The sequence below is a fragment of the Kastovskya adunca genome, from assembly GCF_059505785.1.
Window position 1 is genome coordinate 220,998 of sequence record NZ_JCACLG010000041.1, and the last position, 19,000, is coordinate 239,997.

General features: G+C 48.8%; 15 protein-coding genes. 6 read left to right on the forward strand and 9 right to left on the reverse strand.

Annotation, left to right across the window (positions count from 1 at the left end):
- The first annotated feature begins 309 nt into the window (after positions 1 to 309).
- A complete protein-coding gene (locus AC5JR3_RS16275; RefSeq protein ID WP_495847587.1) occupies positions 310 to 2,793 on the forward strand; it encodes a CHAT domain-containing protein in 2,484 nt (827 codons plus the stop codon).
- Between the two features lie 92 nt (positions 2,794 to 2,885).
- Here the strand turns inward: AC5JR3_RS16275 and AC5JR3_RS16280 are convergent, their stop codons facing one another.
- On the reverse strand, positions 2,886 to 3,680 hold the full coding sequence (locus AC5JR3_RS16280; protein WP_495847588.1) for a hypothetical protein: 795 nt from the start codon (positions 3,678 to 3,680) through the stop codon (positions 2,886 to 2,888).
- 89 nt (positions 3,681 to 3,769) lie between these two features.
- Here AC5JR3_RS16280 and speA point away from each other — a divergent pair, with 89 nt between their 5' ends.
- The gene (gene speA / locus AC5JR3_RS16285) at positions 3,770 to 5,767 is read left to right on the forward strand and encodes a biosynthetic arginine decarboxylase (RefSeq protein ID WP_495847589.1); all 1,998 of its coding nucleotides are present in this window, start codon (positions 3,770 to 3,772) and stop codon (positions 5,765 to 5,767) included.
- Positions 5,768 to 6,014: 247 nt separating this feature from the next.
- Here the strand turns inward: speA and AC5JR3_RS16290 are convergent, their stop codons facing one another.
- The 4 genes from AC5JR3_RS16290 to AC5JR3_RS16305 form a co-directional block, all read right to left on the reverse strand.
- Positions 6,015 to 7,178, reverse strand: coding sequence for a nucleotidyltransferase family protein (locus AC5JR3_RS16290; RefSeq protein ID WP_495847590.1), 1,164 nt, complete (start codon positions 7,176 to 7,178; stop codon positions 6,015 to 6,017).
- Positions 7,179 to 7,411: 233 nt separating this feature from the next.
- Positions 7,412 to 8,230 (reverse strand): segregation/condensation protein A, encoded by an 819-nt coding sequence (locus tag AC5JR3_RS16295; protein WP_495847591.1) that lies wholly within the window; start codon positions 8,228 to 8,230, stop codon positions 7,412 to 7,414.
- On the reverse strand, positions 8,227 to 8,604 hold the full coding sequence (locus AC5JR3_RS16300) for a LapA family protein (protein ID WP_495847592.1): 378 nt from the start codon (positions 8,602 to 8,604) through the stop codon (positions 8,227 to 8,229). The genes AC5JR3_RS16295 and AC5JR3_RS16300 overlap by 4 nt, the downstream gene beginning before the upstream one ends.
- A gap of 258 nt (positions 8,605 to 8,862) precedes the next feature.
- Positions 8,863 to 9,978: an AI-2E family transporter gene (locus AC5JR3_RS16305; RefSeq protein ID WP_495847593.1), complete on the reverse strand. Its 1,116-nt coding sequence runs from the start codon at positions 9,976 to 9,978 to the stop codon at positions 8,863 to 8,865.
- Positions 9,979 to 10,052: 74 nt separating this feature from the next.
- Here AC5JR3_RS16305 and pdxH point away from each other — a divergent pair, with 74 nt between their 5' ends.
- Positions 10,053 to 10,697 (forward strand): pyridoxamine 5'-phosphate oxidase, encoded by a 645-nt coding sequence (gene pdxH, locus AC5JR3_RS16310; protein ID WP_495847594.1) that lies wholly within the window; start codon positions 10,053 to 10,055, stop codon positions 10,695 to 10,697.
- A 68-nt stretch (positions 10,698 to 10,765) separates the two neighbouring features.
- Here the strand turns inward: pdxH and AC5JR3_RS16315 are convergent, their stop codons facing one another.
- Positions 10,766 to 11,476, reverse strand: coding sequence for a rhomboid family intramembrane serine protease (locus AC5JR3_RS16315; RefSeq protein WP_495847595.1), 711 nt, complete (start codon positions 11,474 to 11,476; stop codon positions 10,766 to 10,768).
- A 46-nt stretch (positions 11,477 to 11,522) separates the two neighbouring features.
- Positions 11,523 to 12,788, reverse strand: coding sequence for a radical SAM family heme chaperone HemW (hemW, locus tag AC5JR3_RS16320; RefSeq protein ID WP_495847596.1), 1,266 nt, complete (start codon positions 12,786 to 12,788; stop codon positions 11,523 to 11,525).
- 374 nt (positions 12,789 to 13,162) lie between these two features.
- On the opposite strand from hemW, the gene AC5JR3_RS16325 reads away from it, so the two are divergent.
- The gene (locus AC5JR3_RS16325; protein ID WP_495847597.1) at positions 13,163 to 14,242 is read left to right on the forward strand and encodes a PIN/TRAM domain-containing protein; all 1,080 of its coding nucleotides are present in this window, start codon (positions 13,163 to 13,165) and stop codon (positions 14,240 to 14,242) included.
- Between the two features lie 145 nt (positions 14,243 to 14,387).
- Here the strand turns inward: AC5JR3_RS16325 and AC5JR3_RS16330 are convergent, their stop codons facing one another.
- A complete protein-coding gene (locus AC5JR3_RS16330; RefSeq protein WP_495847609.1) occupies positions 14,388 to 14,783 on the reverse strand; it encodes a phosphomannose isomerase type II C-terminal cupin domain in 396 nt (131 codons plus the stop codon).
- A 177-nt stretch (positions 14,784 to 14,960) separates the two neighbouring features.
- On the opposite strand from AC5JR3_RS16330, the gene AC5JR3_RS16335 reads away from it, so the two are divergent.
- On the forward strand, positions 14,961 to 15,290 hold the full coding sequence (locus AC5JR3_RS16335) for a J domain-containing protein (protein WP_495847598.1): 330 nt from the start codon (positions 14,961 to 14,963) through the stop codon (positions 15,288 to 15,290).
- A gap of 196 nt (positions 15,291 to 15,486) precedes the next feature.
- On the forward strand, positions 15,487 to 15,915 hold the full coding sequence (locus tag AC5JR3_RS16340; RefSeq protein ID WP_495847599.1) for an FKBP-type peptidyl-prolyl cis-trans isomerase: 429 nt from the start codon (positions 15,487 to 15,489) through the stop codon (positions 15,913 to 15,915).
- Between the two features lie 254 nt (positions 15,916 to 16,169).
- On the opposite strand, the gene AC5JR3_RS16345 is transcribed toward AC5JR3_RS16340, so the two are convergent.
- Positions 16,170 to 18,707, reverse strand: a complete 2,538-nt coding sequence (locus AC5JR3_RS16345) for a sigma 54-interacting transcriptional regulator (protein ID WP_495847600.1) — start codon at positions 18,705 to 18,707, stop codon at positions 16,170 to 16,172.
- Positions 18,708 to 19,000: the final 293 nt, after the last annotated feature.

Below are 19,000 nucleotides of genomic sequence, written 5' to 3' on the forward strand. Positions count from 1 at the left end.
TCTGTGGAGCCTTACAACATCATGGTATATCTAGCCGCAAAAAAAATCCCTGACTCAAACCGGTGAGTCAGGGATTATCAATCAGGGTGCATCTACCACTCCACTGTTCTAGGATTAAAGTCATAGATCCGGATAGTTCCCCAAAAATTAGTGACAATACAAGAAGAAACGACTTCATTTGGAGATTCCCCTAGTCTCCAAAGGCAAGCGTGGGAAACATTCTGTTAATTCAATTCATCTAAAGACCTAAGGGAGCACTATTTAGTCTCACGCGCTTTGAAATTGAGCAAACTTGACCTGACAATACCAGTGACACAGGAATTTCACATCTCTGTGACTCCCTTAGGGGATGACGACTATCTGGTGCGAATCGAACGAGTCGCCCCTGGAGTTGCTCTGGCAGAGGAGCAAATCCATTGGCCAGTGGAAAACTGGTTGCAGCAGGCGAGACAGCTCATGAATGACCCCCTCTTGGGTGTGTTGCAGGGAAATGCTCTGTTGCAGGAAGACAGTTTTGTCTTTCCGATGGCAGGAAAGTCTGCTAGTCCATCGGCAAATAATTTAGTAGCACTAGGTCAGCAACTGTATGAGGCGTTGTTTCAGGGCAGCTTGCGGGATAGCTGGATGATGGCGCAAGCGATCGCCCAAAATCAACGCTCTGTTCTCCGCCTCCGCCTAGGACTTAAAGGTAACCGCTTACCGAGGCTGCCTTGGGAAGTGCTTTATGCCGGAGATCGCCCCCTAGCGACGGGAACCGATATCGCCTTTTCTCGCTATCAGCTCAGTACAAAACTGATGAGTCCGTCACAGACTCTGGTATTTGAGCAGAACCAACCCTTAAAAATTTTGATGGTGATTGCTGGCCCCAGCGATCAAGAAATTCTGGAGTTAGCTCAAGAAGCCGCTCAGCTACAAGAAGAACTCAAGAGCCGCTCCCCTGAAGAACCGCCAGCGATTCAACTCACCATCCTCGAACAACCCGGACGTGAACAACTCACTCAAGCCCTAGAACAAGGTCGCTATCAAGTCTTCCACTACGCTGGTCACAGTAATCTGGGAGACTCTGGCGGAAATGTGTACTTAGTCAGCGGTCGCACTGGGCTGACTGAAACCTTAAATGGGGATGACCTAGCCGGATTGCTAGCCAATAATGGTGTCCAACTCGCTGTTTTTAACTCCTGTCGAGGTGCCTACACCGCTGCCTCCAGTGCCGACGATAATGGTAAAGAGCGAAATCTAGCAAAAGCCTTGGTAAAACGGGGAATTCCAGCCGTTTTAGCCATGGCAGAGCGAATTCCTGACGAAGTTGCCCTAACGCTAACGCGGCTACTCTACCGCAACCTCAATCAAGGCTACCCCATTGACCTAAGCTTGAGTCGGGCACGGCAGGGACTAATTTCAGCTTACGGCTCAAACCAGCTTTACTGGGCGCTGCCCGTGCTTTATCTGCATCAAGACTGGGACGGCTTCTTGAGCAATGTGGAAGCGGCGATGCAGGGCAGGGAAGCCCGTCTGAGCTTGGGCGCTCCGGCGCAGATGCTGCTGGCGGATGAGGTAGAAGATGCGCTGTTTACTACCCCACCCCTGTTGAACGATCTGTTGAGCGATCGCCATTTTCTGGATGAAGAAGAGGAGTTTGTTTTACCCACAGATGCAGATGCGACTGACTATAGCGAGGAAGCGCTAAATAGTTTTCTGGATGAGTTAGAGGCGGAAGACCTAGAGGGAGACGATCCCGCAGATTTTATTAAAGATTTGCTCGGTCAGCTCAACCAGGAATCAGAGCCACCGACGCTAGTTCCCTCCGAAGCCGTTAACTCAAACCTCACACATCGCCCGCCAAGTCCTGCTGTCCCAGCCCAGACCGCCGAGGTTCCCCTGCCAACGGTGCAAGTATCGCCGCCGACAAGTCCGGCAAAGGCTCAACAAAGCGATCGCCGCTCCCCTTTAGGTAGAGGGCGAAGTTGGCAGCAGCAATTTTTAAAAATTCCCCGGCGTGCCCTAATTCTCGGTGCTACTAGTGTTTTGGGCATTGCAGTTTTGGGGTGGTGGATTGCCCAAAATCAACGACCTAACCCCAGCGATCTCTTACCTTTGGATGCCTCAGCCCCCGTGGAACGGGTGAATCCCCTTAACTTCAGTAAAACGAATACTGCCACCCTCACAGCCACCGCTATTGAACAATTCAGTCGTGGAGACCTAGGTACTGGGCAACAGGCGGTAGAGGAATTACTTAACCGAGGGGCATTAGGCCCCGCAGAAGCTGCCCTAGCCGTCGTCCCACCACAGCAAATTGATCATCCAGAAATCAGCTTTTTGAAAGGGCGTCTCGCGTGGCAAGCGGTGCAAGCGGGTAGTAAAGACTATGCGGTGGGGGATGCTAGACGTTACTGGGAAACCGCTAATCAAAAGCAAGCAAATTCGTCTAAATACCTCAATGCCCTAGGTTTTGCTTACTACGTCGAGGGCAACTACGACCGCGCTAACCAAGCCTGGTTTGATGCGCTGTACTCCTTGGAGGAACAACAAGTTGCCGCCATCAAAACTGGCAAAACTCCCACAACAGAAACTTTGACGATCTACGCGGGATTAGCCTTGGGACTGCGGCAATTGGCACAAAAACAACCTACCGAGAAACAAGAGCATCTATTAGATGAATCTTTTAAGCTGCGTCAGAAAGTGCTCAGCGAAGACCCGATCAACTTTCAACCCGACGCTCTGAGTCAACGCTGGATTTGGCCAGAAACAGCCATTGCTGATTGGCGATCGCTTCTTGCTACTAGTGCTGAGTAGGGGGGCTGAGGCTAAGGATAGGGAGCAACAGCAGCCGGGATGATGGGAGAAGAACACAACATCTTATGTTCCTCATCCGTCTTTATCCTCGATTAACGATCCTGTAGCAAGGACGAGAGAGAGTGGCGTTTGCGGATATCCATCATCTCAGCCAGACTTTGATTTCCCCAATTCTGAGGCGGTTTTTCCTCTGGGGGTAAAACCGTCACATTGGTTTCTGGTTGGAATACCTGCGGCTGAGGTGTAACGACGGCAACTGGTATGGGAACGGGGTGTTTTTGTTTCTTCTTCTGAGCCGGAGAGCGCCGTTTTTTACGAACAACCGCGCCGGGCTTAGGTTTAGCACGTTTAATAGTTTTACGACCTTGGGTTGAGTAACGTAGTCCTTGAGTCACTAGCAGAGAACCAACAGCGCATCCCAAAGCCACAGTACCAAACAACCACAGCGGGAACTCTGCTTCTGGGGGAGGGGCTGGAGTCGCCACGATCGGGTCATTTTGAACCCTTAGGGTTTCTGTTGGCACGAGGACGGGAGACGGAGATGCGTTTTGTGCTGGGACGGGAGGCGTCGTAGGTTGGGGCTTTTGTGGTTCAACTGGGCCGGGATTGAGCAAAAAACCAAAGGAGGCGATCGCTCCCACCAAGGCAACGGTTGCCCAGATGCTACCCCAAAAAGCCAAGGGACGCGTTTGGAGCAGTTGGTGCAAGAACTTTAGGGAATACTCCTGTTCAGGAGGAAGATCCGATGGATTGAGCATCGACACCCTTAATCGAATAAATGTCAAAACGCGACGTTTCGCGGTCTCAGCCAGGTTAGCGACCGTGAGTACCGGAATTCTACCATGGGCAACTGATTGGTAGGTACTTAGAGAAATATTTGTCGCCAACTGACAAATATCCTCTGAAAAGCTCTAATTACTCACCAGAAATCGCTAGTATTTAATCTGACTTCATTGGCAAAAGGTGATACATCAGGATGGGAGTAAAGCTAACCCCTGCAACCAGTACAAGTGACGAATCACGACAAACTCATCGCTCCGAGACTCAACAGTTAATCGCTCCCTCAGATACAACCCCTGACTCCCCATCCTGGTCAATTGAGGAGAGTGAGAAATTGTATCGGATTCAGGGCTGGGGTGAGCCTTACTTTTCCATTAACGCGGCGGGTCATGTGACGGTGACACCAAAAGGAGATCGCGGCGGCTCTTTAGACTTATATGAATTGGTCGAAGCTTTGCGCCAGCGGAACTTGGGGCTGCCCTTACTGATTCGTTTTTCCGATATTTTGGCAGACCGAATTGAGCGGCTTCAGCATTGTTTTGCCCGCGCGATCGCTCGCTATAACTATCCCGGTAACTACCGGGGTGTGTTCCCCGTTAAGTGCAACCAGCATCGGCACTTAGTTGAGGAATTAGTGCGCTTTGGACAACCCCACCAACTGGGATTGGAAGCAGGGTCAAAGCCAGAATTAATGATTGCTCTGGCGACCTTAAAAACCCCAGACGCGCTGCTGATTTGTAATGGCTACAAAGACCGGGAATACATCGAAACAGCACTTCTAGCTCAGCGACTGGGACAAAATCCGATGATTGTCCTAGAGCAACTAGAAGAAGTGCCGCTCGTGATTGAAACTAGCCGCCAGTTGGGGATCGAACCCGTACTGGGCGTCCGAGCGAAACTCAGCAGCAAAGGAACAGGACGCTGGGGAAGCTCTACAGGCGATCGCGCCAAATTTGGGCTGACTATCCCCGAAATTATCGCTGGCGTCGAGCAGCTACGCGAAGCGGGAATGCTTCACTGCTTGCAGTTGCTGCACTTCCATATTGGTTCCCAAATTTGCGCGATTAATGTCATCAAAGACGCCATTCGGGAAGCTAGCCAGATTTATGTAGAGTTGAGCCTTCTGGGTGCCAACATGGGCTATCTCGATGTTGGTGGCGGATTGGGAATCGACTATGACGGCTCGAAGACCAACTTCCACGCCTCGAAGAACTACAACATGCAAAATTATGCCAACGACATTGTTGCCGAGGTCAAAGAAGCCTGTGAAGGGCGTAATATATCTGCTCCTACCATCATTAGTGAAAGTGGTCGGGCGATCGCCTCTCATCAATCCGTCCTGATCTTCAACGTTCTCAGCACCAGCGAGGTTTCCTCCCAAACACCTGTCCCAGTGCAGGAAAAAGAACACCTGATTATCCGCAACCTCTGGGAAACCTATCGCCAGATTAACAGCGAAAATTACCAGGAAGCTTATAACGACGCCATCCAGTTCAAAGAAGAATCCATCAGCCTGTTCAACTTCGGTTATCTGACCTTAACCGAGCGTTCCAGAGCAGAACAACTGTACTGGGCATGCTGCGACAAAATTCTCACCATTGCCAGAAACCAGGACTACGTCCCAGATGACCTAGAAGACCTGGAAAAGATCATGGCGTCTATCTACTACGTCAACCTGTCCGTTTTTCAGTCAGTCCCTGATTCCTGGGCAATTGAGCAATTGTTTCCCATCATGCCCATCCACCGCTTGGACGAAGAACCCACGCGACGGGGTATTCTGGCTGACCTCACCTGCGACAGCGACGGCAAAATTGACCAATTCATCGACCTGCGGGATGTCAAAGACATTTTGGAACTACATTCTTTGAAGCCCGAAGAACCCTATTACCTGGGGCTATTTCTCGGAGGTGCTTACCAGGAAGTGATGGGTAGTCTCCATAACTTGTTCGGGGATATTAACGCCGTTCACATTCAACTAACTCCCAAAGGCTATGAAATTGAGCATGTGGTTAAAGGCGATACTGTCACCGATGTTTTAAGCTACGTGCAATACGACGCTAAAGACTTGGTAGAAAGCATCCGCCGCCGGACTGAGCAGGCGCTAAAAGCCAACCGCATTACCCTCAAAGAGTCCCAGCGATTGCTGCAAAACTACGAGCGCAGTTTAAGTAGCTATACTTATCTGTCGTCCTAATCTTTGGTAGGGAAATGGGGAGCAGGGGAGAGAAGTGAGTCCTGAGTGCTGAGTGCTGAGTCCTGAGTGGGAAGAAAGGATGAAGTGTGAAGTATGAAGGATGAAGTGTGAAGTATGAAGGATGAAAGGGGTTATTGGTTCTCTTCCTCTCCCCTGCTCCCCTGCTCCTCTGTCCTCTGCTCCCCTGCTCCCCTGCTCCCCTGCTCCTCTGTCCTCTGCTCCCCTGCTCCCCTGCTCCCCTCATCCCCTAATGATCGCTTCCCAAGAGTTCCGCGATCGCTTGCCGCTCTAGAGGCTCTTGGGAGGGGAGAATCTGACGGGTATCGGTAATCAACCAGTCAAGCGCCGCCGCTTGGACATCAATCGTCGCCCCCGTCTTGTCCACGCAGTAGCGTCCAAATACCAACTTATCCACCAAGCGTACCCCCTGTCCTAGACGGGAGTACTCAAAAATCACACTGTTATCAACGGTTGCACCGCTACAGACCCAGCAATTCGGCCCAATCATTGTTGGCCCAATGATTTTTGCCCCATCTTCAATATGGGTCATTGCTCCGATGTACACAGGGCCCTGAATATCGACTTTGTCCCAGTTCACCGCTACATTCAAACCCGTGTAGATCCCTGGCGCGACGTTCCGTCCGGGAATAGAGACATTTTGGATTTCTCCCGTTAATACCCCGCGAACCGCACGCCAGTAGTCGGGAACTTTACCGATGTCTACCCACTGAAAGTCCATGGACACTCCATAAAAAGGAGCGTTCATTTCCACCAGTTTGGGAAACAAATCGCCACCGATATCAAACTCGACGCCGGAGGGAATGTAATCTAAAACCTCTGGCTCAAAAATATAAATCCCGGTGTTGATACAGGTGCTGAGAGCTTCTTCAACGGATGGTTTTTCCTGAAAAGCTTTGATCCGACCTGTCTCATCCGTAACAACGACGCCGTAGCTAGAAACTTGGTCTTTTGGCACCGTTTTCATCACGATGGTGGCAATTGATCCCTTTTCCTTGTGCCACTTCACCGCCTCTGTTAAATCCAGATCAATTAAAGCGTCACCGCACAACACGATAAAGGTATCGTCAAAAAAGGGATTGAAGTCGTGAATGCGGCGCATTCCCCCAGCCGAACCAACGGCTTTCCCGACTAGTTGTCCATCGACGATGTGACCTTCAAAGGAATAGGCAATTTCAACGCCAAAGCGCTGACCATCACGGAAATAGCTTTCGATCTCGTTTGCAAGGTGACTGACGTTGACCATCACTTGGTCAAAGCCATGCTGGCGAAGCAGTTCTAGTAGGAACTCCATCACTGGCTTTTGCAGGATGGGAATTAATGGTTTGGGAATGGTGTAGGTAATAGGACGAACGCGAGTTCCTTTACCAGCGGCCAAAATCATGGCTTTCATGAAAAATACTCCTCAACCCTACACAAATATTGTTTTGATCAACTGAGTCCGATTTTAACTAGTTAAAGCAAGGAGCGATGGATGTTCGCCATAACTGATGGCGAGAAACTGACCATTCCTTAGCTAAGAAAGCGCAGAGAAAAGAAATAATACGGCTATTTTAGAGGGTACTGCTAGAGAAGAGAAAGCGATCGCTCTTTGATAAGTATGAAGTCTGAATGAAGTTCTCTTCATCACCCCATCACGTTTATCTCTTCCGTCAGCAAACGAATGTTCAGGTCTTGATAGAACTCCTCTTGCGAGAGTTCGACCTTTGATTGTGCCGATAATAGCAGCAGCGCCCAGAAAACGGCAACGCGATCGCCATTAGGGGAATGTTCCGCATCATTGGAATCCCGCCGATGTGCCTCCTCCACAGCCGTGGGTGACATTGTCCACCACTCTAACAGTTGCTCTAAAGGTAGCCAACCTTCAGCCATACCCGACGCCACCCAGTGCTGGGTCAGAAATTGATCGAGCTGGGTGGCAATTTCGGTGAGATTTTCATCGTGAGCAAGTTGGGAGATTGCCTTCGCCGCTTGGCTGTGGGACTGAAGACGTGGACGACGAACGCGGCTAACAGCCGTCGGAGACTCTAACTCCGCTGCAATCTGCTGTAACTGCACAATCAACTCTTGCAACGTTACAGGTCGTCGTTTGGGCGGCGGGGCGGCAGGGCGACGGCGCAAATGGCGCTCCAGATGCCGGGGGAGTTGCTGTCCTCCCTCGGCGGTGAGTTCTTCTAAGTCGATCCCTTGGTCGTCTTCTGGCTCCTCAGAGTAAGCGAGGGTATCGGCTTTCAAAAGCACCAGCATCGATGCCCATAAAAATGCCTGACCCGACTGGGAAAGATTAGCATTGCGCTGCCCTGGTTCGCCGTCACCCAAGAGTGCCAACTCACTTAAACAGCGGTCAATGACCTCAATGACACGCACGTCCCAAGGGTCAATTTCGCCCCGTTGGGCAAGGTCAATTAAAAGCGCGATCGCTTCAGCCGCTGGTGTGGCATTCATTTGGTAATAAACGCCTCTGTTACGGATTCCACTTCTGCCTGAGTTTCTGCGGAGGGGAGAAGTTGCTGTTTTTCTTCTAGTTCAGCTTTGTACTGCTCGATATTTTGTTCGAGATCTTCAATGCGTTCATCCTTCGAGCGCAGTTTGCGGAGGTCTTGGCGAGACTCTATCTGCCGCTGCAACCGCGTCCAGACGCTGAAGAGCCACGCCAGCACTGCTCCAATTCCCATTGCCAAAATTAATTCAATGGATAAAGGTGCTTGTACCTGAACCCCATTGACAACTTGAATGGCGACTGGCTCCGTATTTTCTAAGCTGAAGAGAACCAGAGCTAAACAAACAGCGAAGATGATGACAAAGTTAATTTGTCGCATATTGACACTCCTTTAGTGAAATTCGGTTAATCAATAGTTAAAGGTGTGTAGTCAGGGCTAAAGCCCTCAAAATCTGGTCTAAGCCGTAACTACGAAATCAGTTTAAAAATTTTACAGGGCAACACAAAGTTTGATTTATTCTCACCTACTTATTTAGCGAGCCGTTCATGGTTTATCCGGTATCCTACCCTTGGCTACGCGAACGGAACAGAGCCGAATAGCCTTCACACTGCCCCTCATAGCGATCGCTATTTTCCCTTAATCTGGGATGCGTCGCTTAGGCGGGGGGCTAGGGGGAGGTGTGTTGAGGGAAATAACCTCAGTAGTGACGACAGGGGGCTGCCGCTGTCTGCGGATCGCCTCTAAGGTGCCTTTGATGGTGCCAGCGATCGGGACAGCAACGATCACACCCAGGAGTCCTGCCATTTGCGCTCCTATCAATAAGGTGATGAAAATCCACAAGGGGTTTAGCCCAATAAAATCACTCATCAGCTTTGGAGCCAACAGGTTGTCTTTAATCTGCTGTAGGAAAACTGCCGCGATCGCCACTTGCACCGCTAACCAAAAGTCTTGCAGCATTATTAACAGTGTCACTAAACCAATTCCCATGGCAGCCCCGATAATCGGGATCAACTGGGAAGCCCCAATTAGTAGAGCAAATAATAAAGCAAAGGGAGCTTTTAAAGCCAAGAAAACTGGAGTCAGCATGGCAAACATGAATAACCCCAGTAAAAGCTGGCTGATGAAAAATTTCTGGAAGTTCAGGCGTAGAGATTCGCTTAAGGGTAAACCAATGTGCGGCGGCAGAAGATTGACTATACCAAGCCACATCTGTTCCCCATACAGCAGCATATAGAAGGCAAGCACAACCACCAAAATCACATTCAACAGTCCCGTCAATGTGCCCAACGCCAAGCCCAAAGCTTGACTAGCTAGGGTTTCGGTGTAGGTTTCGATACGATTACTAAGTTGATTGGTAAATTCTTGGAGATCTAGGGGTAAACGTCTTGCCTTTCCCCAGGCGTACAAACGGTCTAGATTTTGGCTGCTGGTTTCTAGCAAGTTTGGGAGGTTGTCTAGTAGCTGGGTTAGTTGGTTCGTCAGAATCGGCACTAATGTCACTCCCAGGACAATTAGCAACGTCAGTGTTACTAACAAGACGATGGTGACGGCTTGAGTTCGGCTAAGGGGAAATCGCTCTAAGCTCCGAACACAGTAGTTGAGCAAAAACGCCAAGATGGCGGCGAGGGCTAGCACAGTAATCAGATGCTCAAAATATCGAAATACCTGAGACAGAATCCAGAGGTTTAGAGCAATCAATGGACCGCTCAAACCCAGAATTAAAAGGCGTGGAATATAGCCTGCTCGACGCATTACACCTCACCCTGATACAACTCAATTTGCCATAGTGCGATCAAACTCAAAATAACAATGAAGGTAAACCAAAGATGGATCTGAGCGTAGCGGATTTACGCAAGAATTACACCCGTCAAGGGTTGAATGAAGCGGATGCTGACCTAAATCCGTTTAAGCAATTTAGACGTTGGTTTGAAGAGGCTGTTGCTGCCGAGTTACCAGAACCGAACGCGATGACCCTTGCCACCGCTACTCCTGAGGGTAAGCCATCGGCAAGGATTGTGCTGCTCAAGGACTTTGATGAAACAGGTTTTGTATTTTATACCAACTATCACAGCCAGAAGGGGTCTGAGTTGGTTGCCAATCCTTGGGGAGCGATCGCGTTTTGGTGGGCGCAGTTGGAACGCCAGGTACGCATTGAAGGGCAGGTGGAAAAGGTTTCCGCCGCCGAGTCAGATCAGTACTATCACAGCCGCCCTCAAGGCTCTCAGCTAGGGGCGTGGGCATCTGATCAAAGTCAGGCGATCGCTAGCCGTGAGGTACTAGAAACTCGCTTACAGCAGCTAAAGGAGGAATACGAGGATAAAGAAATACCTCGCCCCCCTCACTGGGGTGGTTTCCGGTTAATCCCAACAGAGATTGAGTTCTGGCAAGGGCGTCCCAATCGGCTACACGATCGCTTACGGTATCGTCGAGAGCCGGATGAAAGTTGGGTGAGGGAACGTTTGTCACCTTGATTCAAACCAAACAAGTTTGATTTGAATTAAATATTTGCCTTTTGACTATCAGCGGAGCAAAGGATCAACTACTGCTTTTGAGGTGCCATCAGCAGAACTAAAGCCGCACCAATCAACAACCCTAAGCCGTGCGTCCAATAGGCAACAACGCCAGAATTAGCCTCTGCTGCTCCTGGGAGCTGACCAATTTCGTAGAACAACTGCTGCACAAACCACCAGAAGAAAAAGAAGATGGTAGGTAGCTCTATGGGAATGAAGGCAACCAGCAGCGGCAAAACGGCTTCTATTTTTGCCTTGGGGAAGCTGAAGAAGTAGGCTCCCAAGAGAGCAGCGATCGCTCCATTGGCTCCCACTAATGGCGTCGTCAGTGTCGGATCGACCCAAACTTGCACCATCTCTGTGAGAATGCCACCCAGCAGATAAAACCCCAAATACCGCCCATGTCCTAGAAGCCCCTCAACACTTTTCCCAAATACCCACAGGAAAAGCAGATTACCCAAAATCTGAGCAAAACTAGCGTGGAGAAATAGAGCAACAGGAAGGGAAAAAACTTTCAGAAGTAAGGCAACCCAGGTAGCAAAATTACCAGCCGTGAAGGCATCCGAAAAGACGCTACTCAGCCGTACCGGAACAACACCCCAGCTGTAGAGAAACTTACCCAGTTCGCCCGCCATCGAGAGTTTGACTTCCCAAAAGAATAGAGCAACAGTAAAGCCGATGAGTAAGTAATTGACAATCGGTGTGCGGCGACTACGGAGGTTATCAGCAATGGGGATCATTTTGTGTCATAGATGCTTCCAGTAAGGCAGGTATCTTCTTTGTGAATTAACCGAGATGATTAAACAAATCCGACAGCACGGTATTGGAGAACAAAAACCCTTCTGGTGCGGTTAGTCTCAATCGTCCCGTCGCTGGCAAGGGTTGGCTATTTTGCCAATTTAGGCGATCGCCCAAATTCCCGACCACTTCTACCCAGCCTTGCTGATAGTAGGGGTATAAACACCTGCCAATCTTGAAAAGCGTCTGTTCCCCAAACCGTTCTGCTAAAGCAGACAAACTCAGTCCTGCTGCTAGCCGCAAACCCAGCATCATCGTTTCTAGCAGCACATCTGACTCTGACAAGGCTTCCGCGCCATTAATTACACCACTCGCCTCAGTCAATTGTTGCACCCATTCGTAATATTCTCGTCTTGTCCGAGGTCGAGTAAATCGACAGCCTTGAGTGTAACTAGCGGCTCCCATACCGAAACCGTAGTAGGGGCGATTTTCCCAATACACGCGATTATGACGGCACTGGTGTCCGGGTTGGGCATAATTAGAAATTTCGTAATGTTCGTAGCCAGCGTTGCCCAAAATCTCATGGGCTAATTGATACATTTGGGCGGTAGTTTCGTCAGTCGGTAAGGGTTTGCTCCCCGGCTGGTACTGGCGTCCAAATGCGGTTACTGGCTCGACAACTAAGTCATAACTGGAGATGTGAGTGGGGGCAATTTCTACGGCGGCTTCTAAAGACGCCTGCCACTGTTCCAAAGTTTGATGGGGTAAGCCAGAAATCAGGTCTAAACTGAAGTCGGCAACCTCCACTTGGCGGATGGCATTCACCGCCGCAAAGATATCGCTCTTGTTGTGCGATCGCCCACAATTTTTCAGCAATTCATCTTGAAACGCTTGCACCCCTAAGCTTACCCGATTCACCCCCGCCTGCTGGTATCCCTGGAGCTGTTCGATACTGAAGGTACCTGGGTCCATTTCCATGGAGATTTCGCAGGTTGAGGCAATGCCAAACTGTTGATCCAGGACGTTTAACACATGTCCTAGCTGTTGGGTAGATAGCAGTGAGGGAGTCCCACCGCCAAAAAAAATTGTCTCTAAAGCCCGGCTTGGGGTTGATATTGTCTGGATTTCCTGACAAAGTATCTCAATATATTGGGCGATCGCGCCAGACGTGCTGCCTGTAGCTTTGTCTCCAACTACAGAGATAGGAAAGTCACAGTAGTAACAGCGGCGTCGGCAAAAAGGAATATGCAAATAGGCAGAGCCAGGAACTGCAAAATCAGTTATTTTTTTAGATTGGGGTAAAGAATCTAACAATTTATTGATTCTCCTCCTTTACAAAATGGATAATCTGAAATGTTTGATGAATTGTTAATTAAGTAAATTTTTCTGTAACTAATAGGGGGTATCTAACAGGGGTCAAACTATTCCCTTATTTTTCTAAGCTTCGCCTACAGACAGCTTTTCAGGCGACAAAGTCAAAATTAGACAATAATTATCAAAAATTAATTTATTACAAAAAGCTGACAAAAGTTAAATAAAAGCACAGTCAGCAGACAACTAAGCCAATCGACACAGGAGGGTAAAATGCTTGAAAAGATATACTAAGATTGCAGGGTCAAAATAGACCTGAATTTTTATTTTGAATTCCTCCAGGAATTCCCTCCAAATATCATCATTCCCTTGGAACCATGCTTGATGCCGTCATTATTCTTTTATTCATCCTAGCAGGCGCAGGAATTGGGTTCGATAGCGTTGAACTACTCCCTACGAGGGTGCAAGACCAAGTTACGAATATCGAGGCTTTGCGCTTGATTACTGCTGGCTTTGCTTCACTAGTCGGTTTGGCTGTTGGCTTATCGGTTCAGACGGCTTATCGTCGTCTAGAAGCGCAAGTCCGTCAGATGCCAATTGAAGTAATTCTTACGCGAGCCGTTGGTTTAGTCATTGGGCTATTGTTAGCCAATTTGATGCTGGCACCTGTATTCTTGCTGCCGATGCCGTTTGAGTTTGCTTTCATTAAGCCTCTAACTGCCATTTTAGGAAGCCTCATGTTTGCTTTTTTGGGAGTGAGTCTGGCAGATACTCACGGACGAACATTCCTCCGGTTGATTAATCCCAATAGTCTCGATACCCTTTTGGTGGCAGAGGGAACCCTCAAAGCCGCTTCTAGTAAGGTTCTCGACACAAGCTGCATTATTGATGGTCGCATTGAAGAACTGTTAAAGACTGGGTTCATCGAAGGGCAAATTCTGGTATCGCAATTTGTTTTGCAGGAACTTCAGCAACTTGCTGATGCCGCCAACGATCTCAAGCGAGTGCGGGGGCGTCGGGGGCTGGATATTCTCAATCAGATGCAGGAAGATTATCCAGAACGGATTGTGATTCACTCGGCTGACTACGAAGATATCAGCACTGTAGATGCTAAGTTGGTGCGGTTTACTCAAGAAATTAATGGCACTCTCCTAACCAACGACTACAACCTCAACAAAGTCGCCAACTTACAAAAGGTGCCTGTCTTGAATATCAATGACTTGGCACAGGCAGTGCGTCCGATTTACCTGCCTGGTGACACCCTAGAGTTGAAAATCCTGAAAGAAGGTAAGGAACAAGCTCAAGGTATTGGCTATCTTGATGATGGCACGATGGTGGTTGTGGAAGAAGGACGCAAACATGTTGGCGCACAAGTGCGAGTTGTTGTGACATCCGCCTTGCAAACATCGGCAGGACGAATGATTTTTGCTCGTCCTGCGGCGTCTGTAGTGGCTTGAGCTGGTGGGATGCGATCGCCCCCCTTGAAACTCTCTCAATCGCCCCTGTCTTCTAGCGAGTGCCGTCAGATCAGCAGGGGAAATGGCTGTTTGATGCCAAAACAAGGCTGGTGCAGTCTAGTTAGGAATTAGACCGCGCCAGCTTTTAGTCATCTGATTCTTCATCAAAACGGGTAATATCATCTTCTCCAAGGTATTCCCCATTTTGTACTTCAATCATCACTAGGGGAATCACACCCGGATTTTCCACCCGATGTGGTGTGTTCATTGGTACGTAGGTGGACTGTTTTTGCATGAGAATCGTCTCTTTGCCACTACAGACTACTTTCGCGGTGCCAGCGACAACAATCCAGTGTTCGCTGCGGTGGTAGTGCATTTGGGTACTAATGTGTTCTCCTGGCTTGACCTCAATGCGATTAATCTTGTAACGCTCTCCGTGTTCAAGAATTGTCACTGTTCCCCAGGGTCGTATCCTCGTTGTAGCAGGCTCTGACGATACTGGTAGGGTAGAAGTTTGTTCGTCATTTTGGTTATTGTCCATCGCTTGCTTCCCAAAATCCTCTTCTCTATCTTGTAGCATTTTGACCGTGCTAAAGCTGTTTTTAAAAGCAGTTGACCGCGCTAGCACCCGTCTTTCCTGGATATTAGCGGGTGTGTATAGATTTGGGGTGAAGGATCAACATCTTAAAAAAAGCAAAACTATAACAACGAAAAAGCCATGGGCAGCGTGGAAGACCAGTTTGACGCCTTCGAAATTGATGAGGAACTACAGCAGTTAAAACAAAACCTGCACAATCCCAGCCGTTCACCTCAAGGTGAGCAAAGATACACGCCCCAGAACAACGATAAAAGAAAGCGCTTCTATTCTATGTTGGGTTTGGCACCAGATGCTTCTCCGAAAGAAGTTAAACAAGCTTATAGAAATTTAGTTAAACGATGCCATCCTGACCTATTTTTCCACGACTCTCAACTCCGAAATAAGGCTGAAGAAGTCTTAATGAGAATCAATCAAATTTATGAAGAATTAGTATCTGAAAATAGTTTGTAAGTTGTAGAGATGTTGCAGATCACGTCTTTACTAGGAGGGTAGTGCCACGGCAAAGGGATTGAGTGGCGATCGCCCAAAGCTACGTCTCTACAACAAATCACAAAAATTTTGCGATCGCTACCTTAAAAGCCGTGAGCCTAATATCGAGCCAGTTGGTAACCTGGTAGATGTTAACCGAATTCAAGGATGAATCGATATGCCACAAGCGAAAGCAGGAGATACCGTCAAGATTCACTACACGGGCAAACTAGAAGACGGTACAGTATTTGACTCCTCGGTAAGCCGCGAACCTCTAGAATTTCAACTCAGCGGCGGACAGGTAATTCCCGGCTTCGACGAAGCTGTCATGGGTATGGCTCCTGGAGAATCTAAAATGACTAAAATCCCCATGGATCAAGCCTACGGCCCCCATCGTCCTGAGATGGTGATACAGGTTGAGCGCCAACAACTACCTACTGAACTAGAACCCGAAGTTGGACAGCAGTTACAAGTCCAGCAACAGAACGGGCAAGTTATTCCTGTGTTTATCACAGAGGTCGATGACACTACGGTGACACTGGATGCCAACCATCCTCTGGCAGGAGAAAACTTGACCTTTGATATTGAGTTAGTTGAAATCAACTAAAACTGATGCCGATGTAGACGGATTTAACACTTAAACCGTCGTATGAGTAACCTGAAGCTGGGCTATTAAGTGAGAGGTAAGAGGCTAGAAGTAAGTAGATGCAGTACTTCTAGCCCTTACGCTTTTACATTAATTGAGCGATGTATTTTATAGCAGTTGCCACATAGGCTAAAACATTTCTGATTCCCTAAAAGCAAGCGTTGGTTGAATCTTAAACTCACCGACTCAGAAATTTGCTATGGATACATGGCAGCTTAATAACCAACGATAATTGCCCAGAGACTAATCCCCAGTACTACTGCACCGAGATGTTGTAGGAGAAGCGATCGCATTGACTGGCGACTAATTTTTTGAGTGAGGAGCGCTGACAGCAGCACCCCAGCAATTAGCGTTGTCCCTTGTAAAAAGGCAATCACCGCCGGGTGAGCGACAAATACAGGCAACCCTTCCCCACTAAAACCAAATGTCGCCAACGTCACTGGCAAAATTCGTCCTCCTTCTCCTAAACCCAGACGCAGATAGTGAGCCAAATTTGCCGCTAACACCAAGGGTAAATAGCCATAAGCCAGTTCTACAAAAGAGCGAGGTTTGGGACTTTTAATCACCCTATGCCACAACTGCATCCCACCATAAGCAATTAAGGGGATAGCGGCAGGAATACTTAAAGCCACCAGAGATAAACCCAAATGGGGCAAAAATTGCGTTAAATCCACTGCCAATCCCAACTCATTCTGCAACTCTGGGAGGCGATGCAAAAATACTCCACCCAAGAGCAACAGCAACAACGCTACCTCGTAAGTGCGAGGAATGTGAGTCGTCCAAAGCTCAATTCCCGGCGGACGCAGATTCACTTCGACGGAACGGTGAGGACAGGCTTTGAGACAAGTCATGCACAGCACGCAGTCCCGGTTATCTTGCAATTGAGCGGGGTGAGAGTACAGGGGGCAGCCGTTTGTTGCCATGCCTTCCCCTTTTTGCGGCCCCCCCTTATAACACTGAAAGGTGGTACATTCCGCCGAACATGTCCCCTGCTGCGCCCGCAATTCCGTCATCGACAGCTTGGCAAACAGCCCATTCATCCCACCAATCGGACATAGATAGCGGCACCAAAAGCGGCGCTCAAAAATGGCTGAGCAAATCATTGCCCCAGCGGTAATCAGCAACAGCAGGCAAGCAGAGAGATAAGCGGTGTTTTCTAAATCCCACAGCTCTTCCCATAGGAAAATTAAGATAAATAAGCCAAATAAAAACCATCCGCCCCACTTTTCCGCAGACTCTCGCGGCCATCGCTTCAACTGTCGCGGCCATAACCATAGGGAAAGCTTCTGCGTCACTTCGCCGTAAATCATGAAGGGGCAAACTGCACACCAAAGCCGTCCGACAAAGGGAAAACCAATCAAGACCAAGGGCCACCACCATGCCCAAAATAGATTTAAAGTGAAGTTTTCTTGCCGATTTTGCGGCCCAACAAATCCAATAATTACGATTAGGGCAAAAAACCATAAGGTAAAGCCGTAGTTAATCCGGTCTGGCCACCAGTCGCTACGAAGAAAATACCGCAAGTTAGGGTAAGCATTGATCAGATTAAAGCGGAATTGCTTTTTCTTGCTCTGGGAGGGCCAAACAATTTCTTCGGTGAGTTCTTTCCCCTCTCCTAACTGGACTAAGGCGCGTTCGAGTAGATTTTGCAACTCCCGCAAGTTACCGGGGAAGTCGTAGGCTTGGAGACGACGCAACGCTTCGGGAGTCACGCGGGGTTTGGCAGTGCCTTTGGTGCGGCACAAAAGGCTGATGTAGTAGTCCATCTGGTAGGTGATGTCAGCTTTTCGCACCCGGAGGGGTGGAACTTTAATCAGATGACCAACCAGCGGGTCGAGTTTGGGCATTGCTTGCTCGGAAAGCATGACGATCCGAGCTTGATTAGTGCGAGGCTCTACGGAGGCGTCATTAGCACGGCTAATGGGAGTGTAGGTGTTAGTTTCCAGGAGGGTGATTAACTTGGGCACTAATTCTGGTGGCAGTTTCTCGATGTTGCTAAGAATTAAGGTGCCGTCGCTGAGTGATTCAATTAGTCCTGGTTTGCCACCTGCACGACCGAACAGTTCTGCGCCACTTACCTGCACGGTGCTGCAATCGATTTTGATCGCGGCTTCGCGTCGGTAGTTAGAACTAAAGTGAATTAATGCCGCCGTATTGTCTTTTTCCAGTCCTGGTTCGCCAAAAATCATCACCGACTTTTGGTCTTCGGCGGCTTTTTTAATTTGTTGTCGTAGCCGCACGGCATAGCGGCTTTTGCCGATCACTCCGCGTTTTGCTTTGCTGACTAAGTAAGGACGCAAGATGGTTTGACGCTCTTGCTCGTTGCCGAGTTGAGAAGAGAGTTGCGCGAGTTCTTGAGCGATTCCCGGTGAGAAGGATTGGGCAATTTCAGGATACTGACTGGCTAATGCCTGAAACTTTGCGGCAGGTACAACCCAGAGATGGCATTCGCTGAGGGTTTTTGTGGTTCTTTGAGCGGGTTGGTTTAAGATCAACTCTTGCAGGTGGATAATCGCTCCTGGTAACCAACTGACTGACCAAGCAGTGCTGGTTTGACTGGTGCGATCGCTTTCTAGCTGTCCCTGTTGCAGAATATAGAGATTTTTAACCGTTGTGTCTTCAACCGCTAGACGCTGGTCGGCAGGCACAACTTCTTCTTCCATGACTTGCGCGATCGCCTCTAAAACTTCTGGGGAAAGTTTCTCCAAGGCTGTCCGTTCTCGTAGCCAGGTGACTAAATCGGGCGCTGTCATAGTGAGGACTCCCTGTGTAGTACCTTATATCCTACGATCGCGGATCAAAAGTCGGCTTGAGAAGATTTATTGGCATGAGTACTGAAGTCCTCACTACAAACTAATTGAAAAAATATGGCTTCACCTAGTTTGATTTGTTCCCCCCCTGATTGCTCAAGAGTGACTGTTAATTAATATTGCCGCTGATTTTTTCCACGTCCCTAGTTACAAAATCTATCAAATTACTACTTTGCATCACTAGACCTCTTGCATAAGTCGAATAGACCCCCCTTAATCCCCCCTTAGTAAGGGGT

Bases quoted from the DNA above. Each gene is read 5' to 3' on its own strand.
- speA (WP_495847589.1), top strand. From the start codon at position 3,770: ATGGGAGTAAAGCTAACCCCTGCAACCAGTACAAGTGACGAATCACGA.
- AC5JR3_RS16290 (WP_495847590.1), bottom strand. From the start codon at position 7,178: ATGAAAGCCATGATTTTGGCCGCTGGTAAAGGAACTCGCGTTCGTCCT.
- AC5JR3_RS16295 (WP_495847591.1), bottom strand. From the start codon at position 8,230: ATGAATGCCACACCAGCGGCTGAAGCGATCGCGCTTTTAATTGACCTT.
- AC5JR3_RS16300 (WP_495847592.1), bottom strand. From the start codon at position 8,604: ATGCGACAAATTAACTTTGTCATCATCTTCGCTGTTTGTTTAGCTCTG.
- AC5JR3_RS16305 (WP_495847593.1), bottom strand. From the start codon at position 9,978: ATGCGTCGAGCAGGCTATATTCCACGCCTTTTAATTCTGGGTTTGAGC.
- pdxH (WP_495847594.1), top strand. From the start codon at position 10,053: ATGGATCTGAGCGTAGCGGATTTACGCAAGAATTACACCCGTCAAGGG.
- AC5JR3_RS16315 (WP_495847595.1), bottom strand. From the start codon at position 11,476: ATGATCCCCATTGCTGATAACCTCCGTAGTCGCCGCACACCGATTGTC.
- AC5JR3_RS16325 (WP_495847597.1), top strand. From the start codon at position 13,163: ATGCTTGATGCCGTCATTATTCTTTTATTCATCCTAGCAGGCGCAGGA.
- AC5JR3_RS16330 (WP_495847609.1), bottom strand. From the start codon at position 14,783: ATGGACAATAACCAAAATGACGAACAAACTTCTACCCTACCAGTATCG.
- AC5JR3_RS16335 (WP_495847598.1), top strand. From the start codon at position 14,961: ATGGGCAGCGTGGAAGACCAGTTTGACGCCTTCGAAATTGATGAGGAA.
- AC5JR3_RS16340 (WP_495847599.1), top strand. From the start codon at position 15,487: ATGCCACAAGCGAAAGCAGGAGATACCGTCAAGATTCACTACACGGGC.
- AC5JR3_RS16345 (WP_495847600.1), bottom strand. From the start codon at position 18,707: ATGACAGCGCCCGATTTAGTCACCTGGCTACGAGAACGGACAGCCTTG.